Source organism: Candidatus Latescibacter sp. IFSED24, from assembly GCF_058273205.1.
Window position 1 is genome coordinate 1,084,938 of the sequence record NZ_CM177850.1, and the last position, 26,358, is coordinate 1,111,295.

Genomic DNA, 26,358 nt, shown 5'->3' on the forward strand with positions numbered 1-26,358 from the left:
ACGACCCCACGACACGGAGCAGAGGATGGAGAATCCGGACACCGCCACCGCCTTCCAGCTGAGCGAAGCCTCTCGCGAGCGCATCGCCGCCATCTTGGACCGATATCCCACGCGGCAGAGCGCGCTCATGCCCTGCATCTGGGTGATCCAGGAAGAGCTGGGCTACGTGTCGCCTGCGGGCGTCGGCTTCCTCGCCGAGACCCTGGACCTGGCGCCAGCACGGGTCGAGGAAGTGCTCAGCTTCTACACCATGTTCCGCACCGAGCCGCCGGCCGAGCACGTGCTCGAGGTCTGCCACAACATCAGCTGCCACATCATGGGCGCACGCGAGGTCATCGCCCAGCTCGAGAAGCGGCTGGGGATCCGGCTCGGCGAGTCCACGCCGGACGGCAAGTTCGCGCTGCACGGAGTGGAGTGCCTGGGCGCCTGCGGTCACGGTCCGGTGCTGCAGCTGGGCAAGCATCTCTACGAGCATCTGACGACCGCGAAGGTCGATGCGCTGCTGGAGAGCCTGCGCAAGAGCGACGTGCCGCGCGCGGACACCGATCGCGAGCTGGAGGAGGACGCATGAGCAGACCCGAGTGCAACATCCTCTCGGCGCGTTTCGGCCGCCAGGACGGACACCTGCTCAGGACCTACGAGGCCGAAGGCGGCTATCGCGCGCTGCGCATGGTGCTCGCGGGGATGCAGCCCGACGAGGTCATCGACGTGGTCAAGGAGTCGGGACTGCGCGGCCGCGGGGGCGCAGGCTTTCCCACCGGCGTCAAGTGGGGCTTCGTGCCCAAGGACGCCGACCAGGTCTATTTCTTCGTCAATGCCGACGAGTCCGAGCCGGGGACCTTCAAGGACCGTTACCTCCTCGACTACGATCCGCACCAGACCATCGAGGGCACCATCATCAGCTGTTTCGCGGTGCGGGCCAACCTGGGCTTCATCTACATCCGCGGCGAATTCGGCTGGCTCATCGACCGGGTCCAGAAGGCTGTGGACGAGGCTTATGCCGCGGGTTATCTGGGACAGGACATCCTGGGCAGCGGCTACAGCCTGGACCTCATCGTGCACAAGGGCGCCGGCGCCTACATCTGCGGCGAGGAGACCGGGCTCATCAATTCGGTGACCGGCACCAAGGGCCAGCCCAGCATCAAGCCGCCGTTTCCCGCGGTGAGCGGCTTCCTCGGCAAGCCCACCATCGTCAACAACGTCGAGACCGTGGCCGCCGTGCCCTGGATCATGACCAACGGTGCGAGCAGCTACAAGCAGTTCGGGACCGAGAAGTCGACGGGCACCAAGCTCTGGTCGGTGAGCGGTCCGGTACAGAAGCCCGGAGTCTACGAGATTCCGCTGGGCATGCCGTTCGCCGAGTTCTATCGCGACATGCTGGGCGGGATGGTCGAGGGCGAGGAATTGAAGGCCTGCATCGTCGGCGGCAGCTCGGTGCCGGTGCTCACCGCCGAGGAGATCATGGGCTGCACGCTCGACTACGAGTCGTTGCAGGAGGCCGGCACCATGCTGGGCTCCGGCGGCATGATCATCATCCCCAAGAGCGCCGACATGGTCGAGCTGATCAAGGTGCTCATGCACTTCTACTGGGACGAGAGCTGCGGCCAGTGCACCCCGTGCCGCGAGGGCACCGGCTGGCTGCATCGCCTGGTGGGCAAGTTGCTCAAGGGCGAGGGCGTGCCCGAGGATCTGGATCTGCTCGACAAGGTCTGCAACGGCATGGCCGGGCTGACCATCTGCCCGCTGGCCGATGCCGCGGTGATGCCCATGCAGAGCTTCTTGCAGCGCTTCCGCCCCGAATTCGAGGCCCGTATCCACGAGACCGCCACCCCGGGTTCGGCTTCGCGCTGGGCCCGTGGCGAGTGACGAGGGACCCAACATGGCCAAGTTGACCATCGACGGTGTGGAGATCGAGGTTCCCGACGGGACCCGCCTCTTCGACGCCTGCCGCGAGGTGCGGGGCGAGGATCTGCCCCATTTCTGTTTTCACCCAGACCTGAGCGTGGCTGGAGTTTGCCGGCTCTGCCAGGTGGAGATCGAGGGCATGCCCAAGCTGACCATCGCGTGCAACACCATCGTGCGCGACGGCATGGTGGTGCACACGCGCAGCGAGCGGGTTCGCACGGCGGTCCAGCAGGTCCTCGAGATGCACCTGATCAACCACCCGGTGGACTGCCCGATCTGCGACCAGGCCGGTGAGTGCGGCTTGCAGGACCAGTACATGGACTACGGTCTGTACGAGTCCGAGGTGCCGAAGGCCGACAAGGTCCACAAGGACAAGGCCCAGGTCATCGGCCCCCACGTGATCCTCGACAAGGAGCGCTGCGTGCTCTGCAGCCGCTGCGTGCGCTTCTGCGAGGAAGTCACCAAGACCGGCGAGCTGGGGATCTTCAACCGGGGCGATCGCGCCGAGATCGGCGTGGCACCCGGCAAGGAGCTGGCCAACAACTACAGCCTCAACACCGTGGACATCTGCCCGGTGGGCGCGCTCACCAGCCGTGATTTCCGGTTCCAGAAGCGGGTCTGGATGCTGCGCGCCACTTCGTCGATCTGCCCGGGTTGCGCCACCGGCTGCAACGTGCGCATCGACCACGAGGGCGGCCGGGTCTACCGGCTCAAGCCGCGCCGCAACGACGCGGTCAACGGCGCCTGGATGTGCGATCTGGGCCGGATGGTCTACAAGGAACTCCACACCGAGGACCGGCTCACCACGGCGCTGGTGCGCCGCGACGGTGGACTCGTGTCCACGTCATGGCGCGACGCCCGCGAGGAACTGCTGGGGCTGGCCAAGCCAGGCAGCCTGGCCTTCGCCCTGGCTGATCCGTCGGCATCGCTGGAGGAGCTGACCCTCTTCCGGCGCCTGGCCGGGCGCCTGGTGGGGGAGGCCCAGATGGCTGGCGGTTTGGCTGGCGACGGCATGGCCGAGGGCGACGAGATCCTGCTCGATGCCGACCGGCGCCCCAACCGAAGGGCCCTGGTCTGGCTGGGGCTGCCCGAGATCGCTCCCGCCGACCTGGTGGCCGCGCTCGCGGAGGGCCGCGGGACGGTGCTGATCTACGGCGGGGACCCGGCGGCGCAGCCCGAGATCGCCACGGCGTTGCAGCGCCTGCGTGTGGTCTACCTGGGCAGCCGCCGCAACGCCACCGCCGAGCTGGCCGACCTGGTGATCCCCACCTGCATGTGGGCCGAGAAGGACGCACTGTGGGTCAACCGCCAGGGGCGGATCCAGCGCGGCCAGCGCGCCATCGCGGCGCCCGGTTCGGCGCGCGAGGATTGGCGCCTGCTGGTGGACCTGCTGACCCAGGTCGACACCGACCCCGAGATCGCAGGGCTGCCGGCCCTGCGCCGCCTGGTAGCCCGCGAACTGGGACTGCCCGACGAGGACGCCTTGAACCGTCTGCCCGCCGAGGGACTGGTGCCGCAGTTGCCGGCCCGGGCTCCCGCAGGAGGAGAATGATGCTGCCCGTGATTCTCGAGGCCCTCCTGAAGATCGTCTTCATGATCGCCCTGATCATGGGATTCGTGGTGGTGCTGATCTGGGCCGAGCGCAAGGGGTCGGCCTTCATCCAGGACCGGACCGGGCCCAACCGTGCCGGGGTCCTGGGGATCCGCCTCGCTGGCCTGATCCACCCGGTGGCCGACGTCTTCAAACTGCTCTTCAAGGAAGATGTGGTGCCTGCGCAACGGCATCCCTTCCTCTATGCCTTCGCCCCGGTGCTGGTGATGGTGATCGCCCTGGCGACCTACGTGGTCATCCCCTTCGGCGATTACCTGCAGATCGGCGACAAGGTCTACCCGCTGGTGGTGGCCGACCTCCAGGTCGGCATGCTCTACATCCTGGCCATCAGCAGCCTGGCCACCTACGGCGTGGCGCTGGGCGGCTGGGCCAGCAACAGCAAATACACCTTCCTGGGCTCCATGCGCTCCACCGCCCAGATGATCAGCTACGAGCTCACCATGGGCCTGGCGCTCATGGGGCTCTTCCTGGTCTTCGGCAGCCTGCGCATCACCGACGTGGTCGCCGGCCAGGGCGACCTGATCTGGGGCTGGCTGCCCAAGTGGGGCGTGGTGGTGCAGCCGCTCGGCTTCCTGCTCTTCATCGCCGCCACCTACGCCGAGACCAACCGCACGCCTTTCGACATGACCGAACGCGACTCGGAGATCGTGGCCGGCTATCATACCGAGTACAGCAGCATGAAGTTCGCGCTCTTCTTCATGGCCGAGTACGCCCACATGGTGGTGGCCGCGGCCCTGATCGCAGCGCTCTACTTCGGCGGCTACCAGATCCCCTGGCTGCCGCGGCCGGTCCTGGAGCAGCACGCGGGCTCGCTGTTGACCGGGTTGCTGATCGCCGGCAGCCTGCTGTCGTTCGTCATCGCCGCCGCGTATTTCCGGCGCGCTCGCCGCGAGCGGGGCTGGTATCGTGACAGCCGCGAGCGCGAACCCGCGTTCCTCGGCACGCTAACCACGCTGGGTGGGCTGGGCATGCTGGGCGCCCTCGTCCTGCAGCCATGGTCCATCGCCAGCGGCGGCGCCTCCATCTTCGCCACGCTGATGCAGACCGGTTTCTTCGTGGCCAAGCTGGCCTTCTTCGCCTGGCTCTTCATCTGGGTGCGCTGGACGGTGCCCAGTTTCCGCTACGACCAGGTCATGCGCCTGGGCTGGAAGATCCTGTTGCCCGCGGGGCTCGTGAACCTGGTGGTCACCGCGCTCTGGTTGACCGCCGTGCACCGCTGATGCGACCACGCCGCCGGAAGGGAACGTTGCGATGAGCTACAAGGGACTCCCCGACGTCGTCACAAACCGCCGACGCACTTTCTGGGAGAGCGCCTATTTCGTGGAGATCTTCAAGGGACTGGTGGTCACCGGCCGCCACCTGGTGAAGAACCTCCTGCATACCGACGAGATGCCGACCATCCAGTACCCCGAGCAGAAAAGGGAGTACGGTCCGCGGTTCCGGGGTCGTCACCGGCTGACGCAGCGCGACGACGGTTCGCCGCGCTGCGTGGCCTGCCAGATGTGCAGCACGGTCTGCCCGGCCGACTGCATCGAGATCGAGGCTGCCGAGCATCCCGATCCCACCATCGAGAAGTATCCGCGGACGTTCACCATCGACCTCCTGCGGTGCGTGTATTGCGGCCTCTGCGAGGAGGCGTGCCCCTGCGACGCGATCCGCATGGACACGGGGATCTACGAGATCGCCGCCGACAACCGCGAGAGCTTCGTCGTCGACAAGGAGTTCCTCCTCAACAACGACAAGGACGGGACACTCTGATGGAAGCCTTCCTCTTCTACTTCGGCGGGGCCCTGCTCCTGTTCGGAGGGATCGCCATGGTCACCAGCCGGAGCGCCGTGGCCGCGGCGTGCTGGCTGATCCTGGCGTTCCTCGGCTCGGCGGGGCTCTACGCCGGGCTGCATGCGCCGTTCCTGGCGGTGCTGCAGGTCCTGGTCTACGCCGGCGCGATCATGGTCCTGTTCATGTTCGTGATCATGATGCTCGAGGGTCCGGTCATGCCGGCGGAGACCCGGCGGCCGCGCCTGTGGGTGCCGGTGCTGAGCCTGATCCCGGCCGCCGTGATGCTGGCCGCCCTCGCGCTCTGGCTGCGCCCGCTCGGCACCATACCCTTCACGGCGACGCTGCCCGATCAGTTCGGTCAGCCCCTGCGGGTGGCTGGTTTGCTGCTGGGCGATTACCTGCTGGCGTTCGAGTTGATCTCGGTGCTGCTGCTGGTGGGCATCATCGGCGCCCTGGCCCTGGGCAAGAGCGAGAGGAGCCAGCCGTGGAAGTAGGCCTGCTTCATCATCTGGTCCTGGCGGCCCTGGTCTTCCTCGTGGGCATGGTGGGGTTCGTGATCCGTCGCAACACCATCATCATGCTCATGTGCGTGGAGCTCATGCTCTCGGGCGCCAATCTGGTCTTCGTCGCCTTCAGCCGCGAGCTGGGCAACGAGGCCGGGCACGTGTTCGTCCTGATGAATTTCGCCGTGGCTGCTGCCGAAGTAGCCATCGGTCTGGCGATCCTGGTGGAGATCTTCCGCCACCGCCGGACCGTCGATGCCGATGACCTGACCACGCTCATGGAGTAGGGGAGAAGAACGTGATCGAGACCTCACTCCGCTGGATCGTGCTGACCCCGTTGCTGGGGGCGATCCTCAACGGCCTGCTGAACCGCCGTCTGCCCCGGCAGCTGGCCGGCCTGCTCGGCTGCGCCACGGTGGCGGTCAGCTTCCTGCTCTCGGTGCGGGCGGTGATCCGTCTGGCCGGCCTGCCTGCCGACGAGCGGCTCCTCACCGATACCATGGCGCGCTGGATCGAGTTCGGTCCGGTCCGCCTGGATATCGGCTTCCTGCTGGATCCGCTCTCGGCGGTGATGATCCTGGTGGTGACCGGGGTCGGCCTGCTGATCCACATCTACAGCCTGGGCTACATGGCGCACGACAAGGGGTTCCAGCGGTTCTTCGCCTACCTGAACCTCTTCATCTTCGCCATGCTCACGCTGGTACTGGGCGAGAACCTGCCGCTGCTCTTCGTGGGCTGGGAAGGTGTGGGACTCTGCAGCTACCTGCTGATCGCCTTCTGGTTCGAGGATGACGCCAATGCCGACGCCGGCCGCAAGGCCTTCCTCACCAACCGGGTGGGCGACTTCGGCGTGCTGCTGGCCATGTTCCTGCTCGGCGTCACGCTGCTGCCGCACCTGGGCGCAGGCGAGGGTCTGTTCAGCTTCGGCGTGCTGAAGCACCATGCCCACGCGCTCGAGGGGATCGCCACCGCGGCGGCGCTCCTGCTGTTCCTGGGCGTGACGGGCAAGTCGGCGCAGATCCCGCTCTACATCTGGTTGCCCGACGCCATGGCCGGCCCGACGCCGGTCTCGGCGTTGATCCACGCCGCCACCATGGTGACCGCCGGGGTCTACCTCATGGCGCGGATGAGCTTCCTCTTCGTGCTGAGCCCGCTGGCCATGTCGGTGGTCGCTGGCGTGGGCATCGCCACGGCCATCGTGGCGGCGACCATCGCGCTGGCCCAGACCGACATCAAGAAGGTCCTGGCCTACTCCACGGTCAGCCAGCTCGGCTACATGGTGACCGCCTGCGGTGTGGGCGCCTTCGCCGCCGGCATCTTCCACGTCATGACCCACGCCTTCTTCAAGGCGCTGCTCTTCCTCGGCGCTGGCTCGGTGATCCATGCCATGAGCCACGAGCAGGACATGCGGGTCATGGGCGGTCTGCGCCAGAAGCTGCCGTTGACCTGGCCGACCATGCTGGTCGCCACCATCGCCATCGCCGGCGTGCCGCCGCTGGCCGGCTTCGTCTCCAAGGACGAGATCCTCTTCGAGGCCTACCTCGGCGCCCACGGCGGGTTCCCCTGGGTCTGGCTCATCGGGTTCGCGGCCGCGGCGCTCACGGCTTTCTACATGATGCGTCTGCTGGTCATGACCTTCCTCGGGAAGAACCGGGCGAGCAGCGAGGTCCAGGCGCACATCCACGAGTCGCCGCTGACGATGACCGTGCCGCTGGTGATCCTAGCGGTGCTCTCGGTGGTGGGGGGCTGGATCGGCTGGCCTCACGGCATGGGTGGCGGCGCCTGGCTGCAGGAGTGGCTGGCGCCGGTCTTCGCCAGCGGGCACGGCGCGGCCCACGGGGGCGGCCACCACAGCGCCTCGCTCGAGATCACCCTGGCGGTGGCCTCCAGCCTGGTGGCCATCGCCGGCCTGGTCTTCGGTTTCCTGGTCTATGCCCGCCGGCCCCGGCTGGCCGAGCAGGCGCGCGCCTGGGTGGGCGGCCTGCCCCACCGCGTGCTCGCCAACAAGTACTACGTGGATGAGTTCTACGGCCTGGTCATCTACCGGCCGCTGGCGAAGCTGGCCGAGGTCTTCTGTTTCCGCTGGATCGACCGCGGGGTCATCGACGGCCTGCTGGTGACCGGCTCGGCGGCGGTGACCATGCTCACCGGTTCGTTGCTGCGACTCTTCCAGAACGGACTGGTCCGGTTCTACGCCTGGGTCTTCGCCCTGGGCGTGGCGGTGTTCACCGTCTATCTGACTTTCAACGGCTAGCACGGGCTAGGAGGATCTGGGTTTGTCATTCGTCACCGACCATATCCTGACCTGGGTCACCTTCGTGCCGCTCTTCGGCGCGTTGCTGATCCTGCTGGCTCTGCCCCGCAAGGCCTCGGCGGCGTTCTGGACCGCCATGGGCGTGGCCGTGCTGGACCTCGCGCTCTCCCTGGTGCTCTGGTTCGGCTACGACCCGACCACCGGCACCGACCAATTCGTCGAGAAGGTCGCTTGGTTCCTCGGCGGGCGCGTCCAGTACCACCTGGCCTGCGACGGCATCAGCCTGGTCCTCATCATGCTGACCACGTTGCTGGGGCCGCTGGTGCTGCTGTCGACCAGGCGCGCCCTGGCCGAACGGGTGCCGCTCTTCATGGCCATGTACCTGGTGCTGCAGACCGCCATGATCGGCACCTTCCTGGCCCGGGACATGCTGCTGTTCTACGTGTTCTGGGAGGCCATGCTCATCCCGATGTACTTCATCATCGGGATCTGGGGCGGCCAGCGGCGCATCTACGCCGCGGTGAAGTTCTTCATCTTCACCATGGCCGGGTCGGTGTTCATGCTGGTGGCCATCCTCTTCTGCTGGTTCAAGGCCGGCAGCATGGATCTGGCCGACTGGCTCGCCCTCGACCTCACGTTCAGCGAGCAGATCTGGCTCTTCACGGCCTTTGCCCTGGCCTTCGCCATCAAGGTGCCGCTCTTCCCGCTGCACACCTGGTTGCCCGACGCCCACGTCGAGGCGCCCACGGCCGGTTCAGTGGTGCTGGCGGGTGTGCTGCTGAAGATGGGCACCTACGGCCTGCTGCGCTTCGCCATCCCCTTGTTCCCCGAGGCCAGCGTGGCCGCAGCGCCGGTCCTGGCCATCCTGGCGGTGATCGGCATCATCTTCGGCGCGCTGGTCGCCTGGGTCCAGACCGACGTCAAGAAGCTGGTGGCCTACAGCTCGGTCAGCCATCTCGGGTTCGTGGTTCTGGGGCTGTTCAGCATGACCGCGCGCGGCGCGGCCGGCGGCATCTTCCAGATGCTGGCACACGGCCTCTCCACCGGCGCGCTCTTCCTCCTGGTGGGCGTGATCTATGAACGCCGTCATACGCGCGAGATGTCCGAATTCGGCGGCTTGGCCAACCAGATGCCGGCCTACGCCACGATCTTCCTGATCACGACCCTGGCCAGCGTCGGCCTGCCGGGCCTCTGCGGATTCGTCGGCGAGTTCCTGATCCTGCTGGGCACCTTCGGCAGCGAACTCCTGCCGCATGCGCGTCTGCTGACCATTCTCGCGGCCACCGGCGTGGTGCTCGGCGCGGTCTACATGCTGTGGATGTACCAGAAGGTCTTCCACGGATCGCTTCGCCACGAGAAGAACAAGGGGCTGCCCGACCTGAGCGTGCGCGAATGGCTGGTGCTGGCGCCGCTGGTGGTGTTCATGTTCTGGCTGGGCGTGGCGCCCGGTCTGGTCCTGGACAAGATCGGCCCCAGCCTCGACCGGGTGCTCGAGCCCGTGGCGGTGCACGCCGCGCCGGCAGCCGGGCATCACGACGACCACGCCCTGCGCCTCGACGAGGACCCTGCCGCTCACGCCGGTGACGAGGAGGTGGCGCGATGAGCATCACTCAGGACATCAACTGGGCGGCCCTACTGCCCTATCTCGTGGTCGGTGGCGGCGGTCTGCTGGTCCTGCTGGTCGACGCCTTCGTCCGCACCCTGCGCAAGGATCACCTGACGTTCCTCAACATCCTGGTCTTCCTGGGGGCGGGCGTGGCCATGGTGGCGGTCCGGCCGGAGCCGGGTTCGTTGCTCGCCGGCTCGCTCACCACCTCGCTCTACACGCGGTTCTTCGACTTCCTGCTGCTGGGCATCGGCATGGTGACCACCATCTTCGGCAGCGCGCTCTACAGCCGCGACGGCAACTACAAGCCCGAGTTCTATCCACTGGTGCTCTTCTCCGTGCTGGGCATGATGGTGCTCGTGGCTGCCAGCGACCTGCTGTCGCTGTTTCTGGGCCTGGAGACCATGAGCATGGCGGTCTACGTGCTCGCCGCCGGGCGCCACGGACAGCCGCGGGCCAGCGAGGCTGCCCTGAAGTACTTGCTGCTGGGCAGCTTCGCCTCGGCGTTCCTGCTCATGGGCATGGCGCTGCTCTACGGCTACGCCGGCGGCACGGGCTATGCCGCCCTGGCCGCGGCGCGTACCGCCGGCACCGGCAGCGAGCTGCTCTTCGCCGTGGGGCTGGGCCTGATGCTGGTGGGCTTCTCGTTCAAGGTGGCCGTCGTGCCCTTCCACATGTGGACCCCGGATGTCTACGACGGCGCCCCGGCCCACGTCACGGGCTTCATGGCCACGGCGGTCAAGGCCGCGGCCTTCGCCGCGCTCGTGCGCTTCGTGCTACTCGCGCTGCCCGGTCTGGCCACCTACTGGTCGGGGCTGCTCGCCGTGCTCGCGGTGTTGACCATGACCGCCGGCAACCTGCTGGCCCTGGTCCAGTCGTCGATCAAGCGGCTGCTGGCCTACTCGAGCATCGCCCACGCCGGCTACCTCATGCTCGGCGTGCTCGCCATCATCGCCCCGGCGGGTTCGGACAGCCCCGAACTCCAGCTGCGCGGCCGGGAGGTCATGGAGTCGGCCGGCAGCGGCATCCTCTTCTACCTGCTCGGCTACAGCCTGATGAACCTCATCGCCTTCGGGCTCATCAGCCAGCTCGGCCGGGGATCGGGTCCGGAAGCCGATCAGGTCGACCACTTCCGTGGCCTGGCCCGGCGCCAGCCGGGGGCCGCCGCCGCCATGGCCGTGGCCATGTTCTCGCTGGCGGGCATCCCTGGGACCGTGGGCTTCCTCGGCAAGTTCTACATCTTCGAGGCCGTGGTGCGCGCCGACCTGGTGCCGCTGGCGATCTGGGGCGTGGTCAACTCGCTGCTGTCGGTCTACTACTACCTGCGGGTGGTGGTGGCCATGTACATGAGCGACGGCGAAGCCGAGCCCTTCGACGGTCGCAACTGGGAAAGTACCGCCCTGGCCGCGCTGCTCGCGGTGCTGATCATCGCGCTGGGCGTGTTCCCGGAAGCGCTGCACCGGGTGACCACCCTGGCCTTCGGGACCCTGGGCGGCTGAGCCGGATCCTCCCTGGTCTCCCCTGGCGCCGGTGTCCAGCACACCGGCGCTTTGCCGTGCTCGCGGCAAGAAGCTCCTGGCACTGGCATCGCCACCAGGCATGCGCTAGTCTGCCTGTCATGGCTCAACCCGGAGGACGCCATGGCCACCTACCACACCACCAACCCCGCCACCGGCGAGGTCCTGCACGAATACCAGACCGCCACGCGCCGGCAGGCGCTGGACACCCTGGCGGCGGCCCACCACGCCCAGCCTGCCTGGGCAGCGACGCCGCTCGCCGACCGTGCCGCCCTGGCCGGTCGCCTGGCCGCGGTCCTGCGGGCGCACAAGGCCGAGTGGGCGCGGCTGATGACCCTGGAGATGGGCAAGCCCATCCAGGAGAGCGGTGCCGAGATCGACAAGTGCGCCTGGCTCTGCGAGGTCTACGCCGAGCAGGCCCCGGCCTGGCTCGCCGACGAACCCGTGACGGCCGACGGCCGCGATCATCGAGTCGTGTATCAGCCGCTGGGCGTGGTGCTGTCCATCATGCCCTGGAATTTCCCCTTCTGGCAGGCTCTCCGCTTCGGGGTCCCCACGGTGCTGGCCGGCAACACGACCGTGCTCAAGCACGCCCGCAACGTCTCGGGCTGCGCGCTGGCCCTGGCGGCCGCCTTCGCCGAGGCCGGTTTCCCGTCCCATGTCTTCGGCGCCGTGCTGGCCGACCACGCGGTCACCGAGGCCTTGCTGACCGATCCCCGCACCGCGGCGGTCTCGCTCACCGGCAGCACCGAGGTGGGCAGGGAGGTGGGGGCGGTCGCCGGCCGTCTGCTCAAGCCCGCCGTTCTCGAGCTGGGCGGCAGCGACCCCTTCATCGTCCTGGCCGACTGCGATCTCGACCGCGCGGTCGCCGGCGCCGTCACCGGCCGCCTGCTCAACACGGGACAGAGCTGCATCGCGGCCAAGCGATTCATGGTGGAGGAGCCGGTCCACACGGCTTTCGTCGAGAAGCTCGCCGCGGCCATGACCGCCCGCAAGCTGGGCGATCCGCTCGATCCGGCCACCGAGGTCGGCGCCATCGTCAACGCGCAGGAGCTGCAGCGGCTATGCGACCAGGTCGCCGACGCCACCGCCGCTGGCGCCCGCCTGGTCTGCGGTGGTCAGCGACTCGACCGGCCGGGCTGCTTCCTGCAGCCCACGGTGCTGGCCGAGGTCACACCCGCCATGCGGGTCTGGCGCGAGGAGGTCTTCGGACCGGTGGCTCCGGTGATGTCGGTGCCCGATGCCGAGACCGCCCTGCGCCTGGCCAACGACACCGAATTCGGCCTGGGCGGATCGGTCTGGACCGCCGACCCCGACAGGGGCGAGGATCTGGCCCGCCGGCTGGCGTGCGGATCGGCCTTCGTCAACAGCATCGTCAAGAGCGACCCGCGCCTGCCCTTCGGCGGGATCAAGCAGAGCGGGCTGGGACGCGAGCTGGCCTGGTTCGGGCTGCGGGCGTTCACCAACGTCAAGGGCCTCAACCTGTACGATTGAGCATGCCGACCCGGCAAGGAGAAGGGGCGCCGCCGGGCGCCCCCTCTGCTCGACACCGGCGCGCCGGGCAGCTACCAGTTCCTGGCCTCGACCTCGTACTCCTCGCGCTCGGCATCGCAGCACGGGCACTTGGCCGGCGCCTTGGCGGCCTCGTGGATATGGCCGCACACACGGCACTTCCAGCGCACGACCTGCTCCTTCGCGAACACCTGGTCCGCCTCGACGATGGCCAGCAACTCGCGATACCGCTTCTCGTGCTCGACCTCGACCTTGGCCACCAGCTTGAAGGCCCGGGCCACGTCCTTGAAGCCCTCTTCCTCGGCGATCCGGGCGAACTCGGGGTACAGCTCGGTCCATTCCTCGTTCTCGCCCGCGGCGGCGGCCGCCAGGTTCTCGGCCGTGGATCCGACCTTGCCGGCAGGATAGGCGGCGGTGATCTCGACCATGCCGCCCTCGAGGAACGAGAAGAACACCCGGGCGTGCTCCAGCTCGTTCTCGGCGGTCTCCAGGAAGACCTCGGCGATGCGGACCAGGCCCTCGCCGGCGGCCTGCTCGGCGAAGTAGGTGTAACGCGTGCGCGCCTGGCTCTCGCCGGCGAAGGCCTTCAGCAGATTCTGCTCGGTGCGGGTTCCCTTGAGCTCGGGCATGATCGTCCTCCTGGGCTGGGTTGTGAGCCTGTCTTTGCCGGCAAGATAGGTCGCCGTGCCGGGTTGGTCATAGGCACGTGTTTTTGTCACCGCCAAAAATGAGCGGGCGCCGGGTCGTGACGAGTCTGGCGGACTTTGGACGCCGCCGGCGGACCCCGCTCCCGACGCAGGCACCGGCTGCCAGATGCTGGAAGAAGCCCGTAAAGATATGTTGATATGAAACTTATATAAACCATAATGGGTCCCAGGTGATGGGACTCCGTCGCACCGGGCGAGCAACATTCTGCGAGGCATGAGCCATGGTCCGCCGACGTCGCAACAAGACCAGCCGCTTCCAGGCCGTTCGCCGCATCGAGGCCATCCTCGACGCCGTGCGCGGCCGCGGCCGAGAGGACTTCGACCGCCGCGACCAGGAACGCGGTCCCCGGCCCCGCCTGCTCGAACTCCAGCGCCACGGCCAGCTCTTCGACCGCCTGGCTGCCCTCGACTTCGAGTACCTGCTCTCGCTGGATTTCGCCGCATCTCCCGACACGTTGCGCCTGCTGCTGCCGCAGTCGGTGCTGGGGCGGTCGCAGAACGGACACGGGTTCTGGCGTGATGAGCGCGGCAACCCCCTCGCCTTCCGCGACGCCACCTTCGACCGGGTCCTCACCGCGCTCGAGCGCCTCGACCCCGCCCTCAAGGCGCCCCTGGTCCGGCAGGAACGCGGGCGACGCCTCGACGAACTCGCGGGGTACCTGCTGGCCAATCTCGACACCGACGAACTTCTCCTCGAACACGACGGCCGTCCCCTGCTGGGGGTGGAGTTGCTGCGCGGCCAGCGCGTGGCGACCGCGGGGTTCCTGCGCGGCATGCTCCTGGCCGGCTGGATGGACGACCTGGATCAGCGCCGGATGTGCGTCGCGCATCATCGCCGCACCTTCGCCGGCCAGCCGCTCGAGATCGGCGGCGGGCGCAACTACGTGGTGCAGCCCGAACTTTTGGCCGCCGTCGGCATCGTCGATCCCGGGCGCGGCGAGTTCACCCCCGCGGACATCCGGCGTCTCCAGGATCTGGGCGTGATCATGGCAGAAGACCGCGAGTACACGCGACCCGGCCACGAGCAGGCCTTCTTCCGCCTGCTCGACCAGGACGGCGTCTGCGACGACCTGGCCCTGATCTGGATCGGCGCCCGCCACGGCTGGGCTGCGTTCCTGGGCGCCTTCGTCATGGATGCGGTGGACACCTACGACAAGTTCCTCTGGCGCTTCCGACCCGGGGGCGTGGACGGCCGGCTGGCCGCCACGATCCAGGAGCGCTGGCGACAGGTCCATGGCGAGGCGCTGGTGGGCGGCGAGGAGATCCTGGCGGTGATCCGCGTCGCGGCGAAACTCAACAGCCCGCCCTGTCCCTTCAGTTCGAGCCACCGCCGCTTCATCCAGACCGAGCAGGGCAGCAAGGTGGCCACCTTGCTGAACCACTGGCGGTTCCTGAGCGGACAGCCGGTTCACGAGATCGAGCTAGGGTATCGCCGCTTCCCTTCACGTGAGTTCTACGGCATCGCCCGCAAGAGGCTTTCTTTTATGGGGATAGATATTCCTGAGCCGAGTTTCATCGCCCGACGCCCGCCGCCACGCTGAGTCGGTCCCACTCTTGCATGGGTTCCCGGAAACACGATCGACAGCGGTCGTCGGCGGCAAGGATTGCCGGCGCCCGCCCCTCTCGGGATTACGGAGCGCCCGCCATGCAGTCAGCCACCTGTGCCGCCGATGTCGTCCAGCGAGCCGCCGAGCTCGAACGCCTGGGCCAGCCGGCCCTGGCGCTGCGCCTGCTCGTACCCGCGGTGGCGGTGTCACCTGACGATCCCGATGCCTGGACGATCCTGGGCCGGTCCGCCCAGGCCCTCGGCGATCTGGATCGGGCCGGCGACGCGTTCCATCGCGTGCTCGAACTCGAACCCGATCATCGCGACGGCCTGATCGGAGCCGGCCTGGTGCTGCAGGGACGGGCCTTGCACGACGATGCGGCGGTGATCTGGTCCCGGGCGGCCGAGGTCCACACCGCCGATCCGGTGCCGCCCACCTTGCTGGGCGTGGATCTGTTGCGCCGGGGGCGCTGGGAGGAGGCCGAGACCTGGCTGCGCCAGGCGCTGGAGCGCCATCCCGGCCATGCCGATGCCCTGGCGGGACTGGGCTCGATCCTCGAACGCACGGGACGCTCGGCCGAGGGTGTGGCCCTGCTCGCGCCTGCGGTCGAGCGACCGCAACCGCACGGCTCGGTAGCCGCGGTCCAGGCGCGTTGCCTGCTCTCAGCTGGCCGTCCCGAGGCCGCGCTGGCGGTGGTGGACCGCGCCGTGGCGGCCAGGCCAGGCCGCATCCGCCTGGTGCAGCTCGAGCACGTGCGTGGCGACATCCTCGATCGGCTCGATCGCCCCGACGAGGCCTTCGCCGCCTTCGCCCGCGCCAACGCTCTGCGGACGGCCCGATTCGACGGCAAGCAGCATCTGGTCGCGGTGCGGCAGATGATGGAGATCTTCTCGGCCGAACGTCTGGCCGCGCTGCCCCGGGGAACGCACCAGAAGCGGCGGTCGTTGCTGGTCGTGGGAATGCCGCGCTCCGGCACCAGTCTCACCGAGCGCATGCTGGCCAGTCATCCCGCCATCAGCGGGGCCGGCGAACTGTCGACCTGGCGTCTGCTCGCCAACGAACTCACCCGTGCCTGGCGTCAGGAACCCGGGGGTGTCTGGTATCAGGATCTCGACCGGCTCGACGTGCCGCTGCTCGATCAGCTCGGCGCGGCCTATCTCGCTGAACTGGACCGTCATGCACCGCCAGGCCGGCTCGTGGTGGACAAGATGCCCCACAACATCTTCCAGCTGCCGCTGGCGGCGCTGGCCTTGCCGGGCACGGTGGTGGTGCACACCGTCCGGGATCCCCTGGACACGGGCTGGTCGTGCTTCCGCCAGAACTTCACCGACGGGCTCGCCTGGTCCACCAACCTGGAGAACATCGGCCTCTTCCTGCGGGCCGAACGCGAACTCATGGCGCATTGGCGGCGGGTCCTCGAGGTGCCGATCCTGACGGTGCGCTACGAGGAGCTGACCGACGATCCCCGGGCGGCCCTGGAACCGGTGCTGGCCGCCGCGAGCCTGGCCTGGGATCCGGCGATGCTCGACTTCCACCGTGACGGCCGGTACGTGGCCACGGCCAGCTACCGCGAGGTCAAACAGCCGCTCACGCGCCGTTCCGTGGGCCGCGCCCAGCCTTACCGGAAGCATCTGGAACCGCTGCGACGCCTGCTGGAGGCCTTCGGCCCGTTGCCTCAGCGGTAGGCTGCCAGCCCCGTGATCGCCTGTCCCACGATCAGCGTGTGGATCTCGTGGGTTCCCTCGTAGGTGTAGACCGACTCCAGGTTGTTCATGTGCCGGCCGGGGGAGTGCTCGTCGGTGATGCCCGCCGCGCCGAGGATCGACCGGGCGGTGCGCGCCACCTCGAGCGCCATGGCCACGTTGTTGCGCTTGGCCAGCGAGACCAGCGGGAACTCGTTGATTCCGGAATCCTTGAGCCGGCCGAGCTGCAGGGCGAGGAGCTGCCCCTGAGTGATGTCGGTGACCATCTGCACCAGCTTGGCCTGGGTGAGCTGGAAGCCGGCGATGGGCTTGTCGAACTGCTCGCGTTCGAGGGCGTAGCCGAGCGCCGTGTGGTAGCAATCGCTGGCCGCGCCGACCGCACCCCAGGCGATGCCGTAGCGCGCCTCGTTGAGGCAGCTCAAGGGGCCCTTCAGGCCCTCGACGCCCGGTAGCCGGCGCTCGTCGCCGACACGCACCTCGTCCATGATCAGCTCGCCGGTGTCCGAGGCCCGCAGGCTGAACTTGCCGTGGATCGCCTGGGCGGAGAACCCGGGATCGCCCTTCTCGAGCAGGAAGCCGCGAACCTTGCCGTCGTCGGTGTCGCGCGCCCAGACCACCGCCAGGTCGGCCACGGTGGCGTTGGTGATCCACATCTTGTTGCCGGTGACCACCCAGCCGTCGCCGTCGCGTGTGCAGCGCGTCTCCATGCCCGCGGGGTCGGAGCCGTGGTCCGCCTCGGTCAGGCCGAAGCAGCCGATCTGTCGGCCGGCGGCCAGTTCTGGCAGGTAGCGCTGGCGCTGCTGGTCGGTGCCGTAGACGCTGATGGGCCACATGACCAGCGACCCCTGGACGCTGGCGAAGCTGCGCAGGCCGCTGTCGCCGCGTTCGAGCTCCTCGCAGATCAGGCCATAGATGGTGTAGCTCAGGCCGTGGCAGCCGGGGCCCCGCACGCTGGGGCCGAGCAGGCCCAGCTCGCCCAGCTCGGGGATCACCTCGGCGGGGAACGTGCCGGCGGCGTGGTGCTGCTTGATCAGGGGCAGGAAGCTGCGGTCGACGAAGCGGCGCACCATGGCCTGCACCGAGCGCTCCTCTTCGCTGAGGAGGTGGGAGCTCTTGAAGAAGTCGACGCCCTGGTATGGCTTCATGTCGGATCGATCCTTTCCGGGTAGTCGCACTGGCTATGTCGACAAAAGGTAGGCCCGGCTCCGGGGGCCGCCACGAACCAGACGCGATAAAAACGGCCCCTCCGTCGGGAGGGGCCGCTCGCACCGGTGAAAGCTACATCTGCTCCACCGAGACCACCTCGGGGATCTCGGCCTTCAGACGCTTCTCGATGCCCTGCTTCAGCGTCATCATGCTCATGGGGCAGTTGCCGCAGGCGCCCTTCATGCGCACGGTCACGATGCCGTCGACGAAGTCGATGAACTCGACGTCGCCGCCATCGGCCTGCAGTGCCGGGCGGATCGTCTCGAGGACGGCCTTGATACGCTCTTCCATGCTGGGATCCTTTCCCCGGCCACGGAGCCGGAATATCACGTTCATGAAAACACGTTACCCAGCGGCGGTTCCGTGTCAAGCCCGCCCTTGTGGCCCGGGCGCCCCCGACCTACAATGCGCCCGAAGGGAGGCGGCATGCCACAGCAACGGGACGAGGAACTGGCGGCCGTCCGCCGGCTGGCGGAGGAGGCCGGCGCGTTCCTCCTGGAGAACTTCGGGCGGGTCGGGCGGGTCGACCGCAAGGGCGCGGTGGACCTGGTCACCGACATCGACCGCCGCAGCGAGGAGCAGCTGGTCTCCGCGCTCTCGCGGCTCTTTCCCGACGACACCATCCTGGCCGAGGAGGGTGGTGCCCAGACCGGCGGCTCGGGCCGGATCTGGTACGTCGACCCCCTCGACGGCACCACCAACTTCGTCCACGGCTACAGCCATTTCGCCGTGTCCATAGCCTGCTGCGACGAGCACGGGCCGCTCCTGGGTGCCGTGGGGGCACCCTATCTCGACGAACTCTATCTCGCCGGCCGCGGCAGGGGAGCGGTGCAGCTCCGGACCCGGGGCGGCGAGGAGCGGGCGCTGCCGCGGCGCAAACCGGTCGCCTTCGACCAGGCGTTGCTGGCCACCGGCTTCTCGTATACGCGCGACGACCGGATCGATCGGATCTGTGATCTGGTCCGGCGCTGCCTGCGGGCCGGCTGCCACGGCATCCGCCGCGCCGGCAGCGCGGCCATCGACCTCGCCCACGTGGGCGCCGGCCGCCTCGACGGCTATTTCGAGCTGACCCTACGGCCCTGGGACGTGGCCGCCGGCACCCTCGTCTGCCGCGAGACCGGTTGCCGGGTCTGCGATTTCCAGGGGCGCGAGCATCCCCTGCAGTGGGAGTCGGTGACCGCCGCCGCACCCGGACTGGACCGGGCGCTGCTGAACCTTCTGGAGGAATGACCATGGAACGCCGCATTCATATCGTCGTGACCACGCTGCCCGCCCGACCGGAGGCGGAGAAGGCCGCCCGACTGCTGGTGGCCGAGAGCCTGGCCGTGTGTGCCCAGGTGGATACCGGCATCCGCTCGTGGTACCGCTACCGGGGCGAGATCGAGGAGGGACCGGAGGTGACGCTCACCCTCAAGGTGCGCGCCGACCGTCTGGACGCCTGCATCGGTCGCCTGCAAGCGCTGCATCCCTACGAGATTCCGCAGATCCTGGCCTGGGCCGCGGCCTACGTCGATCCCGGCTACCTGGCCTGGGCCTACGGGGAGGGTGGTGCTTGAGATTCGGCGCCGGGCTGCTCCTGTTCCTCTGGCTCGCCCCAGCGGCGACGGCCGGCGAGTGGCGTCTCGACGCTCCCGACGTGGTGCTCTCGGGGATCCCCTTCTCGGTGGCGGTCACGGGTCCCGGGGAGGGCTGGCCGATCCTGCTCGTGGCCGGCGCCGCCCGCGACACGTTGCTGGCGGCCGGCGAGGTCGCGGACATCCGCCTCGAGCCGGGAGCCGCGATCGACCTGACCGCCATGGACGGCCGCCTCCTGGCCTCCAGCACGCCGCGCGTCCTGCCCGGCTGGACCGCCGTGGTGCCCCCGCTGCTGGCCATCGCCCTGGCGCTGTTGACGCGGCAGGTCCTGGTGTCGCTGGTTCTCGGCGGCTGGTTCGGCTGCCTGCTCCTGACGAGCTGGCAGCCGCTGGCAGCGCTCCTGCGCCTGGGCGACCGCTTCCTCGTCGAGGCGCTGGCCGAGCCGGATCACGCCAGCATCGTGCTCTTCACCACCATCCTCGGCGGCATGGTGGGCGTCATGGCGCGCGGCGGCCTGACCGAGGGTCTCGTCCGCGCCCTGGCCAGCCGGGTGGGGGGGCGCCGCGGCGGCCAGCTGGCCACCGCGGCCATGGGCACGGCCATCTTCTTCGACGACTACGCCAACACCCTGCTGGTGGGCACCACCATGCGCCCGCTCACGGACCGCCTGCGCATCAGCCGCGAGAAGCTCAGCTACCTGGTGGACTCCACCGCGGCGCCGGTGGCCACCCTGGCGGTGATCTCAACCTGGGTGGGCTTCGAGGTGGGCCTGATCCAGGATGCGCTGGCGGGCCTGGGCCACGAGGCCGGGACGGCCTATACCTTCTTCCTGCGCTCGCTGCCCTACAGCTTCTACCCCTGGCTGACCCTGCTTTGCGTCTATCTCGTGGCGGGCACCGGCCGGGACTGGGGTCCCATGCGCGCGGCCGAGCAGCGCGCCCGGTCCACGGGGCAGGTCCTGGGGCCCGGCGCGCGGCCGGCCAGCGAGACCCTGGGCGGGGAGCCCCTCGATCCGGCCGCGCCGCAGCGCGCCGTGGTGCATCCCCTGCTGGGCGTGCTGCCCATCGTCACGGTCATCGCGACCACCGCGCTCGGTCTGATCCTCGACGGCCGCCAGACCGCCCTGGCTGCTGGCGATCCCGACCCGGGCCTGCGCGTCATCCTCGGCAACGCCGACAGCTTCGCGGTGCTGATGTGGGCCGCGATCATGGGCACCCTGGCGGCCTTGCTCGTGGTGGTAGTCGGCCGCCGACTCGCACTGCGCGACGCGGTGGACGGCTTCGTCGACGGTTGCCGGGCCATGCTCATCGCGGTGACGATCCTGCTCCTGGCCTGGAGCCTCAGCGCGGTCTGCGCTGAGCTGCATACCGCCAACTACCTGGTGGAGATCTGCCGCGGAGCGCTGTCGGCGCGGCTGCTGCCGGCGATCACCTTCGTGCTGGCCGCCGCGGTCAGCTTCGCCACCGGCACCAGCTGGGGAACCATGGCCATCCTCATGCCGCTGGTCTTCCCGCTGGGCGCGCTGCTGCCCGGCGCCGAGGGGCTGCCGGCGCCCACCGCGGTCGGCATCCACCTGGCGGCCGTGAGCGCCGTGCTGGCCGGGGCGGTCTTCGGCGACCATTGCTCGCCCATCTCCGACACCACCATCATGTCGTCGCTGGCCAGCGGCAGCGACCATGTCGATCACGTGCGCACCCAGTTGCCCTACGCCCTGCTCGTGGGCACCGTGGCCCTGGTCTGCGGCTATCTGCCTGCTGGTTGGGGTTGGCCGCCCTGGCTGGGACTGGGGCTGGGAGCCGTGCTGGTGACGGCGGCGGTGCTGGTCCTGGGTCGTCGCCCCACGGCGGGGTCGGTGTCATGAAACTGGTCGCGCTGCTCACCGATTTCGGCTGGCGCGACACCTACGTCGCCGAGCTGAAACTGGTGCTGTGGCGCCTCGGTCCGCCGGACCTGCGGTTGCTCGATGTCACCCACGACGTCCCGGCCGGCGACATCGCGGCCGCCGCCTGGGCGTTGCAGCGGATCTGGCGGCAGACGCCGCCGGGCACGGTGCACCTCGGCGTGGTCGATCCGGGCGTCGGGACCGCTCGGCCGGCTGTGGCCGTGCAGGCCGACGACCGCTGCTTCGTCGGCCCCGGCAACGGTCTGGCGGGATTCCTCGCCGACGCGCCGGGCCTGCAGGTGGTGCGGCTCGATCCCGGAGCGCTCGACCCGCCGCCCGGGCAGTCCGGCGCCACCACCTTCCACGGCCGCGACCTCTTCGCGCCGGCAGCCGCGCGCCTGGCCGCGGGCCGCCCGCTGGCCGGCCTCGGCGTTCCGGGCCAGGCCGCCGATCTCGGCCGGCAGCCGGCGGCGACCTCGGCGGCGACCGTGGTCTGGATCGACCGCTTCGGGAACCTGATCACCGACGTGCCGCGTACCGGCGCCGTGGGGCGCCAGCTCGCCGCCGGCGCCGTGCTGACGGTGGCCGGCCGGACGGTGCACGGCCCCGTCGAGGCGTATGCCGAGGCCGCCGCGGGCGAACTGGTCTGGTACTGGGGCAGCGGCGACACGCTGGAGATCGCCCTGGACGGCGCCAGCGCGGCGGCGGCGCTCGCGGCGCGGGTGGGGCTGGTCTTCCGCCTGCCCACATCGTAGTTTGAGGCAGCGAGAGCCCCGAGAGGAGTGTGGCATGAGATCGATGGTCCGCGTGGGCGCTGCCCTCTGCCTGCTGGTCGTGTTGGCCGGCTGTGGCGGCAGCAAGGTGAGCTTCCATTATCCGGCCGAGTCCATGGTCTTCCCCAACGCGGGACAGCCGCCGACTCTGTACGTCGCGCTGGTCAACGACCTGCGTCCCGGGTCCCAGCGCGAGGGTGAGGGATCCATGCTCGACATCAACTTCCCCGCGGACGAGAAGTGGGACATGTCGGTGGGCCAGGTCTACTACCAGGCGCTGCTCCAGGACCTCACGCAGACCAACCTGGTGGAGGTGGTCCCCCTGCGCAGCCAGGCCGACTACGTGCTCGAGGTGGATCTGCTGCACATGGGCTGCAAGGTCAAGCGCAATGGCGTGGGCTTCGCCCTGGCCGGCCTGGCGGGCGGCGGTATCGGCTACCTCATCGGCCAGAGCGGCGGCGCGGCGGCCATCGGCGCGGTGATCGGGCTCGGCGCCGTCCCGGTGCCCACGGTGATGAAGGCTGCCTGCGAGGTGAACCTGCGCGTCTACGACCACGAGCAGGAGCTCTTCTACGACCGCACCTGCCTCGGCGAGGTCACCAAGAACCGCTGGGAGGGCATGACCTCGCGTAAGGATCAGGAGTGGGTGGACGAGTACCTCACCGTGGCGGTGAAGCGTTGCAATGCCTGCCTGCTGGGGCAGTTGCGCCAGGCGTTGACCGAGTCCGCGGCCGGGGCGTCCGTGCAGCCCTGACCCTCCGCTCAGGACATGAGCAGAGGCGCGGTCCGTGCTGGGCCGCGCCTCTGCCTGTCCAGGCCGGGCCGGTCGAGGTCAGAGCAGCTGTGCCGCCAGGCTGGCCAGCTGGCTGCGCTCGCTCTTGGCCAGGGTGATGTGGCCGTAGATGGCCTGCTCCTTGAAACGGTCGACCACGTAGGTCAGGCCGTTGCTCGAGGCGTCGAGATAGGGGTTGTCGATCTGGTAGGCGTCGCCGGTGAGGACCACCTTGGCGCCCTCGCCCGCGCGGCTGACCACCGTCTTGACCTCGTGCGGTGTGAGGTTCTGCGCCTCGTCGATGACGATGAAGAGCTTGGGCAGGCTCCGGCCGCGGATGTAGGTGACGGCTTCCATCTCGAGGATGCCCGTGTCGAAGAGGTAGTCGACCTTGTCGCCGCTCTGCTCGAGCTTGGGGTCGACCAGGTACTGGAGGTTGTCGAGGATGGGTTCCATCCAGCTCTCCAGCTTCTCCTCCTTGGAGCCAGGCAGGTAGCCGATATCCTTGCCCAGCGGCATGATGGGCCGCGAGACCATGACCCGGCGGAACTGCTTCTCCTCGGCCACCAGCTGGAGCGCCACCGCCAGGGCGAGCAGCGTCTTGCCGGTGCCGGCCTGGCCGAGCATGGTCACCAGCTGGATGTCCGGACGCAGCAGCAGCTCGAGGGCGAACTGTTGCTGCAGGTTGCGTGCACTCAGGCCCCAGGGATGGGCGTCGCCGAACTGGAGCGCTTCCACCTTGCCGGTGTCGGCCCGCCAGATCCCGCGCGCCGACTTCTTGGGGCGGGCGGAGCTCTTGAGCAGCACACCTTCGTTGGGCCGGAACTCGCCGTCCAGGGCGATGGCCTCGCCCTCGTAGAAGGCGTCGATCACCGTGTCGTCGACGTCGTGCTCGGACCAGCCGGTGTAGAGCTCGTCGAAGTTGACCTTGCGGTTGAGGAAGTCCTCGGCATGGATCCCCAGCGCGTCGGCCTTGCAGCGGGCGTTGATGTCCTTGGAGACGAAGACCACGTCGTGGCCGGTCTCGTGCAACGCCAGCGCCGCGCTCAGGATGCGGTTGTCCATGACGCTGCGGTCCATGCCGGCGGGCAACAGGTCGGTGAAGCTCTTGACGAACACGTAGAGCTTGCCGCCGCCGTCCAGGGGCACACCCTGGCTCAGCGGCTTGCCGTCGCGGAGGCTGTCGATGGCGCGGACCACCCGGCGGGCGTTGCGCGCCAGCTCGTCGTTCCCGCGCTTGAACCTGTCCAGTTCCTCGAGGACATCCACGGTCAGGATCACGTTGTGTTCGGAGAAGACGTTCAATGCGTTGGCGTCGTGGAGCAGGACGTTGGTGTCCAGGAGGAAGGAGCGTCCGTCGATCGCGGGGAGAGGTCCGCCATTGAGAGGGGATGCTGCCGCCATACCGCCTCCTACGGTTCGTGGGCGAGGGTCGTTCATCCTTGTTATCGACCCCACTGCGAGGATCTTAACCGCCGGACTGACCGCCGTCACCACCTATTTATTCGATCGTGCGCTACAATTGTCGCTTCGTGAGATCGCGTGTTGCCGCAACGCCCGGACATGGCTAAGGTGCCGCTGACAAGGAGGTCGATCGGCGTGCTGAGAATGATCCTGATCGTGACGCTGCTGCTCTCGGTGGCCACCGCCGCCGAACCCCCGCGCTGGCCGCTGGACCTGGCGTCCCGCTATCTCACGGGCAATTTCCTCGAGCCCCGTAGCGGCCGCTTCCACACGGGGCTGGACCTGAAGACCAACAGCCGCACCGGCTACGCGGTCCTGGCCGCGGCCGACGGCTGGATCAGCCGGATCAAGCTGACACCCAACGGGTACGGCAAGGCCATCTACCTGTCCTGTGCCGACGGGACCACCTACGTCTACGGACATCTGGGCCGCCTGGCCGATCCGTTGCGCCAGCGGGTGAGGCGCGAACAGGCGCGGCGCGGGGTCTACGCCATCGACCTCCATCTCCGTCGCGGCGAAGTGCCATGGTCGCGGGGCGAGGTCCTGGCGCTCTCGGGGCAGAGCGGCACCTCGGGTCCGCATCTGCACTTCGAGGTCCGCGGGCCCGGCGGCAAGCCGCGCGATCCGCAGGCTCACGGATTCACGGTGCCCGACACCATGGCGCCGGAAATCCTGCTGGTGCGGGCGGTGCCGGCGGCCGACCTGGGCACCGGCGCGAGCCGGCTCGTGGGCGATGGGGCGACCCCGCTCTCCGGCGCGCTGCCCGATCTGGCGCCGCGCCCCGGCCCGTGGCGTTTCGCCGCGCTGATCATCGACCGGAGCGATCACCTGCGTTACCGCCTCGAACCCTGGCGGGTGAGCCTGCGCTGCGACGACCGGCTCGTCTACCAGTGCCTCAACGACAGCCTGGCCTGGTCGCGGAATCGGCAGCAGCGAGTGGAGTTCCGCCACGGCCCGCACGGCCAGGAACGCTGGCTCTGGTTCGACCCTGCCCGGAACACCCTTTCGGGACGCTTCCTGGCCGAGTCCGGTTCCGAGGGTCTGACGCTCACCGCCGGTCAGCGCTGGCAACTGGAAGCCGAGGACAGGTCCGGCAACCTGGCCTCGGTGACCTGGCGCATCGTTCCGGAAGCCCCGGGCTGGGGGCAGGCTCCCGAGCCCCTCGTGCCCGCGTCACCGCTGGCTCTCGACGATCCGGGGGCGCTGCGGACCTCGCCTGCTGGCCACACGCCACGCTGGCGCAGCGGGTCCCTGCGAGAGCCGGTCGGCAGCCAGCTGCTGTTGCTGTCGGGACTCGTCGAACTGGGGCCGCCGGTGGAGTTCCTGGTGCCCTGGGAGGAGACCATCAGCCCCGTTTTCCTGGCCTGGCCCGACGCCGGCAGCCTGACACCGGAGACCCTCGGGGACCCCACGGTAGGAGTCTATCAGCTCGACCGTGACCACTGGTCGTACGCGGCGCCCCTCGTTCTGGATGGGCCAGAGCCGGGCTTCACCCTCGACCAGCCGGGGACCTACGCCCTGTTGCGCGATCAGGCGGCCCCGGTCATCGCCACGGCCACCGTGGCCACCCGCCTCGAGCAGAGGCCGCCCGCGCGGAGTCACGGTATCGCCTTGCCGCGCTGGCCCGTGGTGACCGTCCCGGTGGGCGACCACGGCAGCGGGGTCGACTGGTCCCGGCTGGCCGTGCACCTGGACGGCCAGCTGCTCATCGCCGAGCCCGATCCCCCGCGGGACCGGATCCTGGTGGAGCTGCCCGACCGTCTGGCGCCGGGCCGACACCGCCTGGAGGTCGCGGCCTTCGATCTCGCCGGCCACGGTGCCCGCGCGGCCCTGGACCTCGAATTGACCACCGAGCCGGCGCTCGACTCGGCGGACGATCCCTGACAAGCGACCTCAGGAGATGTCGACAAATCCAAGTAGATAAGTTATTTACGCGGCCGAATCACATAATTCGTAGCCGGTCTTGTTTACGAACCGGCACCCACCTGCTACTGTGAGCGACGCCACGGACGCCAGCCCAGTCAGGAAACCATCGTCCGCA

At 68.9% G+C, this 26,358-nt stretch carries 23 protein-coding genes; 19 read left to right on the plus strand and 4 right to left on the minus strand.

Annotated elements, in window-relative coordinates; genetic code table 11:
• Window positions 1–25: 25 nt before the first annotated feature.
• From IFSED24_RS04320 to IFSED24_RS04370, 11 genes are all read left to right on the plus strand, one after another.
• Window positions 26–571: an NADH-quinone oxidoreductase subunit NuoE family protein gene (locus IFSED24_RS04320; protein WP_491333992.1), complete on the plus strand. Its 546-nt coding sequence runs from the start codon at window positions 26–28 to the stop codon at window positions 569–571.
• Window positions 568–1,866, plus strand: coding sequence for an NADH-quinone oxidoreductase subunit NuoF (nuoF, locus tag IFSED24_RS04325; RefSeq protein ID WP_491333993.1), 1,299 nt, complete (start codon window positions 568–570; stop codon window positions 1,864–1,866). Before IFSED24_RS04320 ends, nuoF begins: the two co-directional genes overlap by 4 nt.
• A gap of 13 nt (window positions 1,867–1,879) precedes the next feature.
• Complete coding sequence (locus IFSED24_RS04330) at window positions 1,880–3,457, plus strand: NADH-quinone oxidoreductase subunit G (protein ID WP_491333994.1); 1,578 nt, start codon at window positions 1,880–1,882, stop codon at window positions 3,455–3,457.
• A complete protein-coding gene (locus IFSED24_RS04335) occupies window positions 3,457–4,737 on the plus strand; it encodes a complex I subunit 1/NuoH family protein (RefSeq protein WP_491333995.1) in 1,281 nt (426 codons plus the stop codon). The genes IFSED24_RS04330 and IFSED24_RS04335 overlap by 1 nt, the downstream gene beginning before the upstream one ends.
• A 31-nt stretch (window positions 4,738–4,768) precedes the next feature.
• Window positions 4,769–5,275 carry a NuoI/complex I 23 kDa subunit family protein gene (locus IFSED24_RS04340; protein WP_491333996.1) on the plus strand — a complete coding sequence of 169 codons (507 nt, stop codon included), beginning with the start codon at window positions 4,769–4,771 and terminating at the stop codon, window positions 5,273–5,275.
• Complete coding sequence (locus tag IFSED24_RS04345; protein ID WP_491333997.1) at window positions 5,275–5,790, plus strand: NADH-quinone oxidoreductase subunit J family protein; 516 nt, start codon at window positions 5,275–5,277, stop codon at window positions 5,788–5,790. Before IFSED24_RS04340 ends, IFSED24_RS04345 begins: the two co-directional genes overlap by 1 nt.
• Window positions 5,781–6,086 (plus strand): NADH-quinone oxidoreductase subunit NuoK, encoded by a 306-nt coding sequence (gene nuoK / locus IFSED24_RS04350; protein WP_491333998.1) that lies wholly within the window; start codon window positions 5,781–5,783, stop codon window positions 6,084–6,086. The genes IFSED24_RS04345 and nuoK overlap by 10 nt, the downstream gene beginning before the upstream one ends.
• An 11-nt stretch (window positions 6,087–6,097) precedes the next feature.
• Window positions 6,098–8,053: an NADH-quinone oxidoreductase subunit L gene (nuoL, locus tag IFSED24_RS04355; protein WP_491333999.1), complete on the plus strand. Its 1,956-nt coding sequence runs from the start codon at window positions 6,098–6,100 to the stop codon at window positions 8,051–8,053.
• Between the two features lie 22 nt (window positions 8,054–8,075).
• The gene (locus IFSED24_RS04360) at window positions 8,076–9,656 is read left to right on the plus strand and encodes an NADH-quinone oxidoreductase subunit M (protein ID WP_491334000.1); all 1,581 of its coding nucleotides are present in this window, start codon (window positions 8,076–8,078) and stop codon (window positions 9,654–9,656) included.
• Window positions 9,653–11,158, plus strand: coding sequence for an NADH-quinone oxidoreductase subunit N (locus tag IFSED24_RS04365; RefSeq protein ID WP_491334001.1), 1,506 nt, complete (start codon window positions 9,653–9,655; stop codon window positions 11,156–11,158). Before IFSED24_RS04360 ends, IFSED24_RS04365 begins: the two co-directional genes overlap by 4 nt.
• A gap of 141 nt (window positions 11,159–11,299) precedes the next feature.
• Entirely contained in the window at window positions 11,300–12,670 is a 1,371-nt protein-coding gene (locus IFSED24_RS04370) for an NAD-dependent succinate-semialdehyde dehydrogenase (protein ID WP_491334002.1), read from the plus strand.
• Between the two features lie 71 nt (window positions 12,671–12,741).
• Here the strand turns inward: IFSED24_RS04370 and rbr are convergent, their stop codons facing one another.
• On the minus strand, window positions 12,742–13,320 hold the full coding sequence (rbr, locus tag IFSED24_RS04375; RefSeq protein WP_491335026.1) for a rubrerythrin: 579 nt from the start codon (window positions 13,318–13,320) through the stop codon (window positions 12,742–12,744).
• Window positions 13,321–13,616: 296 nt separating this feature from the next.
• On the opposite strand from rbr, the gene IFSED24_RS04380 reads away from it, so the two are divergent.
• Both IFSED24_RS04380 and IFSED24_RS04385 read left to right on the plus strand, forming a co-directional pair.
• Window positions 13,617–14,936 carry a hypothetical protein gene (locus IFSED24_RS04380; protein ID WP_491334003.1) on the plus strand — a complete coding sequence of 440 codons (1,320 nt, stop codon included), beginning with the start codon at window positions 13,617–13,619 and terminating at the stop codon, window positions 14,934–14,936.
• Between the two features lie 104 nt (window positions 14,937–15,040).
• Window positions 15,041–16,627: a tetratricopeptide repeat-containing sulfotransferase family protein gene (locus IFSED24_RS04385; RefSeq protein WP_491334004.1), complete on the plus strand. Its 1,587-nt coding sequence runs from the start codon at window positions 15,041–15,043 to the stop codon at window positions 16,625–16,627.
• Here IFSED24_RS04385 and IFSED24_RS04390 read toward each other — a convergent pair.
• A complete protein-coding gene (locus IFSED24_RS04390; protein WP_491334005.1) occupies window positions 16,618–17,790 on the minus strand; it encodes an acyl-CoA dehydrogenase family protein in 1,173 nt (390 codons plus the stop codon). The two genes, IFSED24_RS04385 and IFSED24_RS04390, sit on opposite strands and share 10 nt — an antisense overlap.
• A 133-nt stretch (window positions 17,791–17,923) precedes the next feature.
• Complete coding sequence (locus IFSED24_RS04395) at window positions 17,924–18,142, minus strand: NifU family protein (protein ID WP_491334006.1); 219 nt, start codon at window positions 18,140–18,142, stop codon at window positions 17,924–17,926.
• 135 nt (window positions 18,143–18,277) lie between these two features.
• Here IFSED24_RS04395 and IFSED24_RS04400 point away from each other — a divergent pair, with 135 nt between their 5' ends.
• Genes IFSED24_RS04400 through IFSED24_RS04420 form a run of 5 tightly spaced genes read left to right on the plus strand, consistent with a single transcriptional unit; the run spans window position 18,278 to window position 22,835 of the window.
• Window positions 18,278–19,081, plus strand: a complete 804-nt coding sequence (locus IFSED24_RS04400) for an inositol monophosphatase family protein (RefSeq protein WP_491334007.1) — start codon at window positions 18,278–18,280, stop codon at window positions 19,079–19,081.
• Window positions 19,082–19,083: 2 nt separating this feature from the next.
• The gene (cutA, locus tag IFSED24_RS04405; protein WP_491334008.1) at window positions 19,084–19,407 is read left to right on the plus strand and encodes a divalent-cation tolerance protein CutA; all 324 of its coding nucleotides are present in this window, start codon (window positions 19,084–19,086) and stop codon (window positions 19,405–19,407) included.
• Window positions 19,404–21,287: a Na+/H+ antiporter NhaC family protein gene (locus IFSED24_RS04410; RefSeq protein WP_491334009.1), complete on the plus strand. Its 1,884-nt coding sequence runs from the start codon at window positions 19,404–19,406 to the stop codon at window positions 21,285–21,287. Before cutA ends, IFSED24_RS04410 begins: the two co-directional genes overlap by 4 nt.
• Window positions 21,284–22,063 carry an SAM hydrolase/SAM-dependent halogenase family protein gene (locus IFSED24_RS04415; protein ID WP_491334010.1) on the plus strand — a complete coding sequence of 260 codons (780 nt, stop codon included), beginning with the start codon at window positions 21,284–21,286 and terminating at the stop codon, window positions 22,061–22,063. The genes IFSED24_RS04410 and IFSED24_RS04415 overlap by 4 nt, the downstream gene beginning before the upstream one ends.
• A 34-nt stretch (window positions 22,064–22,097) precedes the next feature.
• A complete protein-coding gene (locus tag IFSED24_RS04420) occupies window positions 22,098–22,835 on the plus strand; it encodes a hypothetical protein (RefSeq protein WP_491334011.1) in 738 nt (245 codons plus the stop codon).
• A 78-nt stretch (window positions 22,836–22,913) separates the two neighbouring features.
• Here IFSED24_RS04420 and IFSED24_RS04425 read toward each other — a convergent pair whose 3' ends face one another.
• Entirely contained in the window at window positions 22,914–24,257 is a 1,344-nt protein-coding gene (locus IFSED24_RS04425; RefSeq protein WP_491334012.1) for a PhoH family protein, read from the minus strand.
• A gap of 204 nt (window positions 24,258–24,461) precedes the next feature.
• On the opposite strand from IFSED24_RS04425, the gene IFSED24_RS04430 reads away from it, so the two are divergent.
• Window positions 24,462–26,201, plus strand: a complete 1,740-nt coding sequence (locus IFSED24_RS04430; protein ID WP_491335027.1) for a M23 family metallopeptidase — start codon at window positions 24,462–24,464, stop codon at window positions 26,199–26,201.
• Window positions 26,202–26,358 lie beyond the last annotated feature (157 nt).

Coding starts and splice junctions, on each gene's coding strand:
- IFSED24_RS04335 (WP_491333995.1), top strand. CDS start 3,457: ATGCTGCCCGTGATTCTCGAGGCCCTCCTGAAGATCGTCTTCATGATC.
- IFSED24_RS04395 (WP_491334006.1), bottom strand. CDS start 18,142: ATGGAAGAGCGTATCAAGGCCGTCCTCGAGACGATCCGCCCGGCACTG.
- IFSED24_RS04320 (WP_491333992.1), top strand. CDS start 26: ATGGAGAATCCGGACACCGCCACCGCCTTCCAGCTGAGCGAAGCCTCT.
- IFSED24_RS04385 (WP_491334004.1), top strand. CDS start 15,041: ATGCAGTCAGCCACCTGTGCCGCCGATGTCGTCCAGCGAGCCGCCGAG.
- IFSED24_RS04370 (WP_491334002.1), top strand. CDS start 11,300: ATGGCCACCTACCACACCACCAACCCCGCCACCGGCGAGGTCCTGCAC.
- IFSED24_RS04400 (WP_491334007.1), top strand. CDS start 18,278: ATGCCACAGCAACGGGACGAGGAACTGGCGGCCGTCCGCCGGCTGGCG.
- IFSED24_RS04345 (WP_491333997.1), top strand. CDS start 5,275: ATGGAAGCCTTCCTCTTCTACTTCGGCGGGGCCCTGCTCCTGTTCGGA.
- IFSED24_RS04330 (WP_491333994.1), top strand. CDS start 1,880: ATGGCCAAGTTGACCATCGACGGTGTGGAGATCGAGGTTCCCGACGGG.
- IFSED24_RS04390 (WP_491334005.1), bottom strand. CDS start 17,790: ATGAAGCCATACCAGGGCGTCGACTTCTTCAAGAGCTCCCACCTCCTC.
- cutA (WP_491334008.1), top strand. CDS start 19,084: ATGGAACGCCGCATTCATATCGTCGTGACCACGCTGCCCGCCCGACCG.
- nuoF (WP_491333993.1), top strand. CDS start 568: ATGAGCAGACCCGAGTGCAACATCCTCTCGGCGCGTTTCGGCCGCCAG.
- IFSED24_RS04415 (WP_491334010.1), top strand. CDS start 21,284: ATGAAACTGGTCGCGCTGCTCACCGATTTCGGCTGGCGCGACACCTAC.
- IFSED24_RS04425 (WP_491334012.1), bottom strand. CDS start 24,257: ATGGCGGCAGCATCCCCTCTCAATGGCGGACCTCTCCCCGCGATCGAC.
- IFSED24_RS04365 (WP_491334001.1), top strand. CDS start 9,653: ATGAGCATCACTCAGGACATCAACTGGGCGGCCCTACTGCCCTATCTC.
- IFSED24_RS04420 (WP_491334011.1), top strand. CDS start 22,098: ATGAGATCGATGGTCCGCGTGGGCGCTGCCCTCTGCCTGCTGGTCGTG.
- IFSED24_RS04340 (WP_491333996.1), top strand. CDS start 4,769: ATGAGCTACAAGGGACTCCCCGACGTCGTCACAAACCGCCGACGCACT.
- IFSED24_RS04430 (WP_491335027.1), top strand. CDS start 24,462: ATGATCCTGATCGTGACGCTGCTGCTCTCGGTGGCCACCGCCGCCGAA.
- IFSED24_RS04380 (WP_491334003.1), top strand. CDS start 13,617: ATGGTCCGCCGACGTCGCAACAAGACCAGCCGCTTCCAGGCCGTTCGC.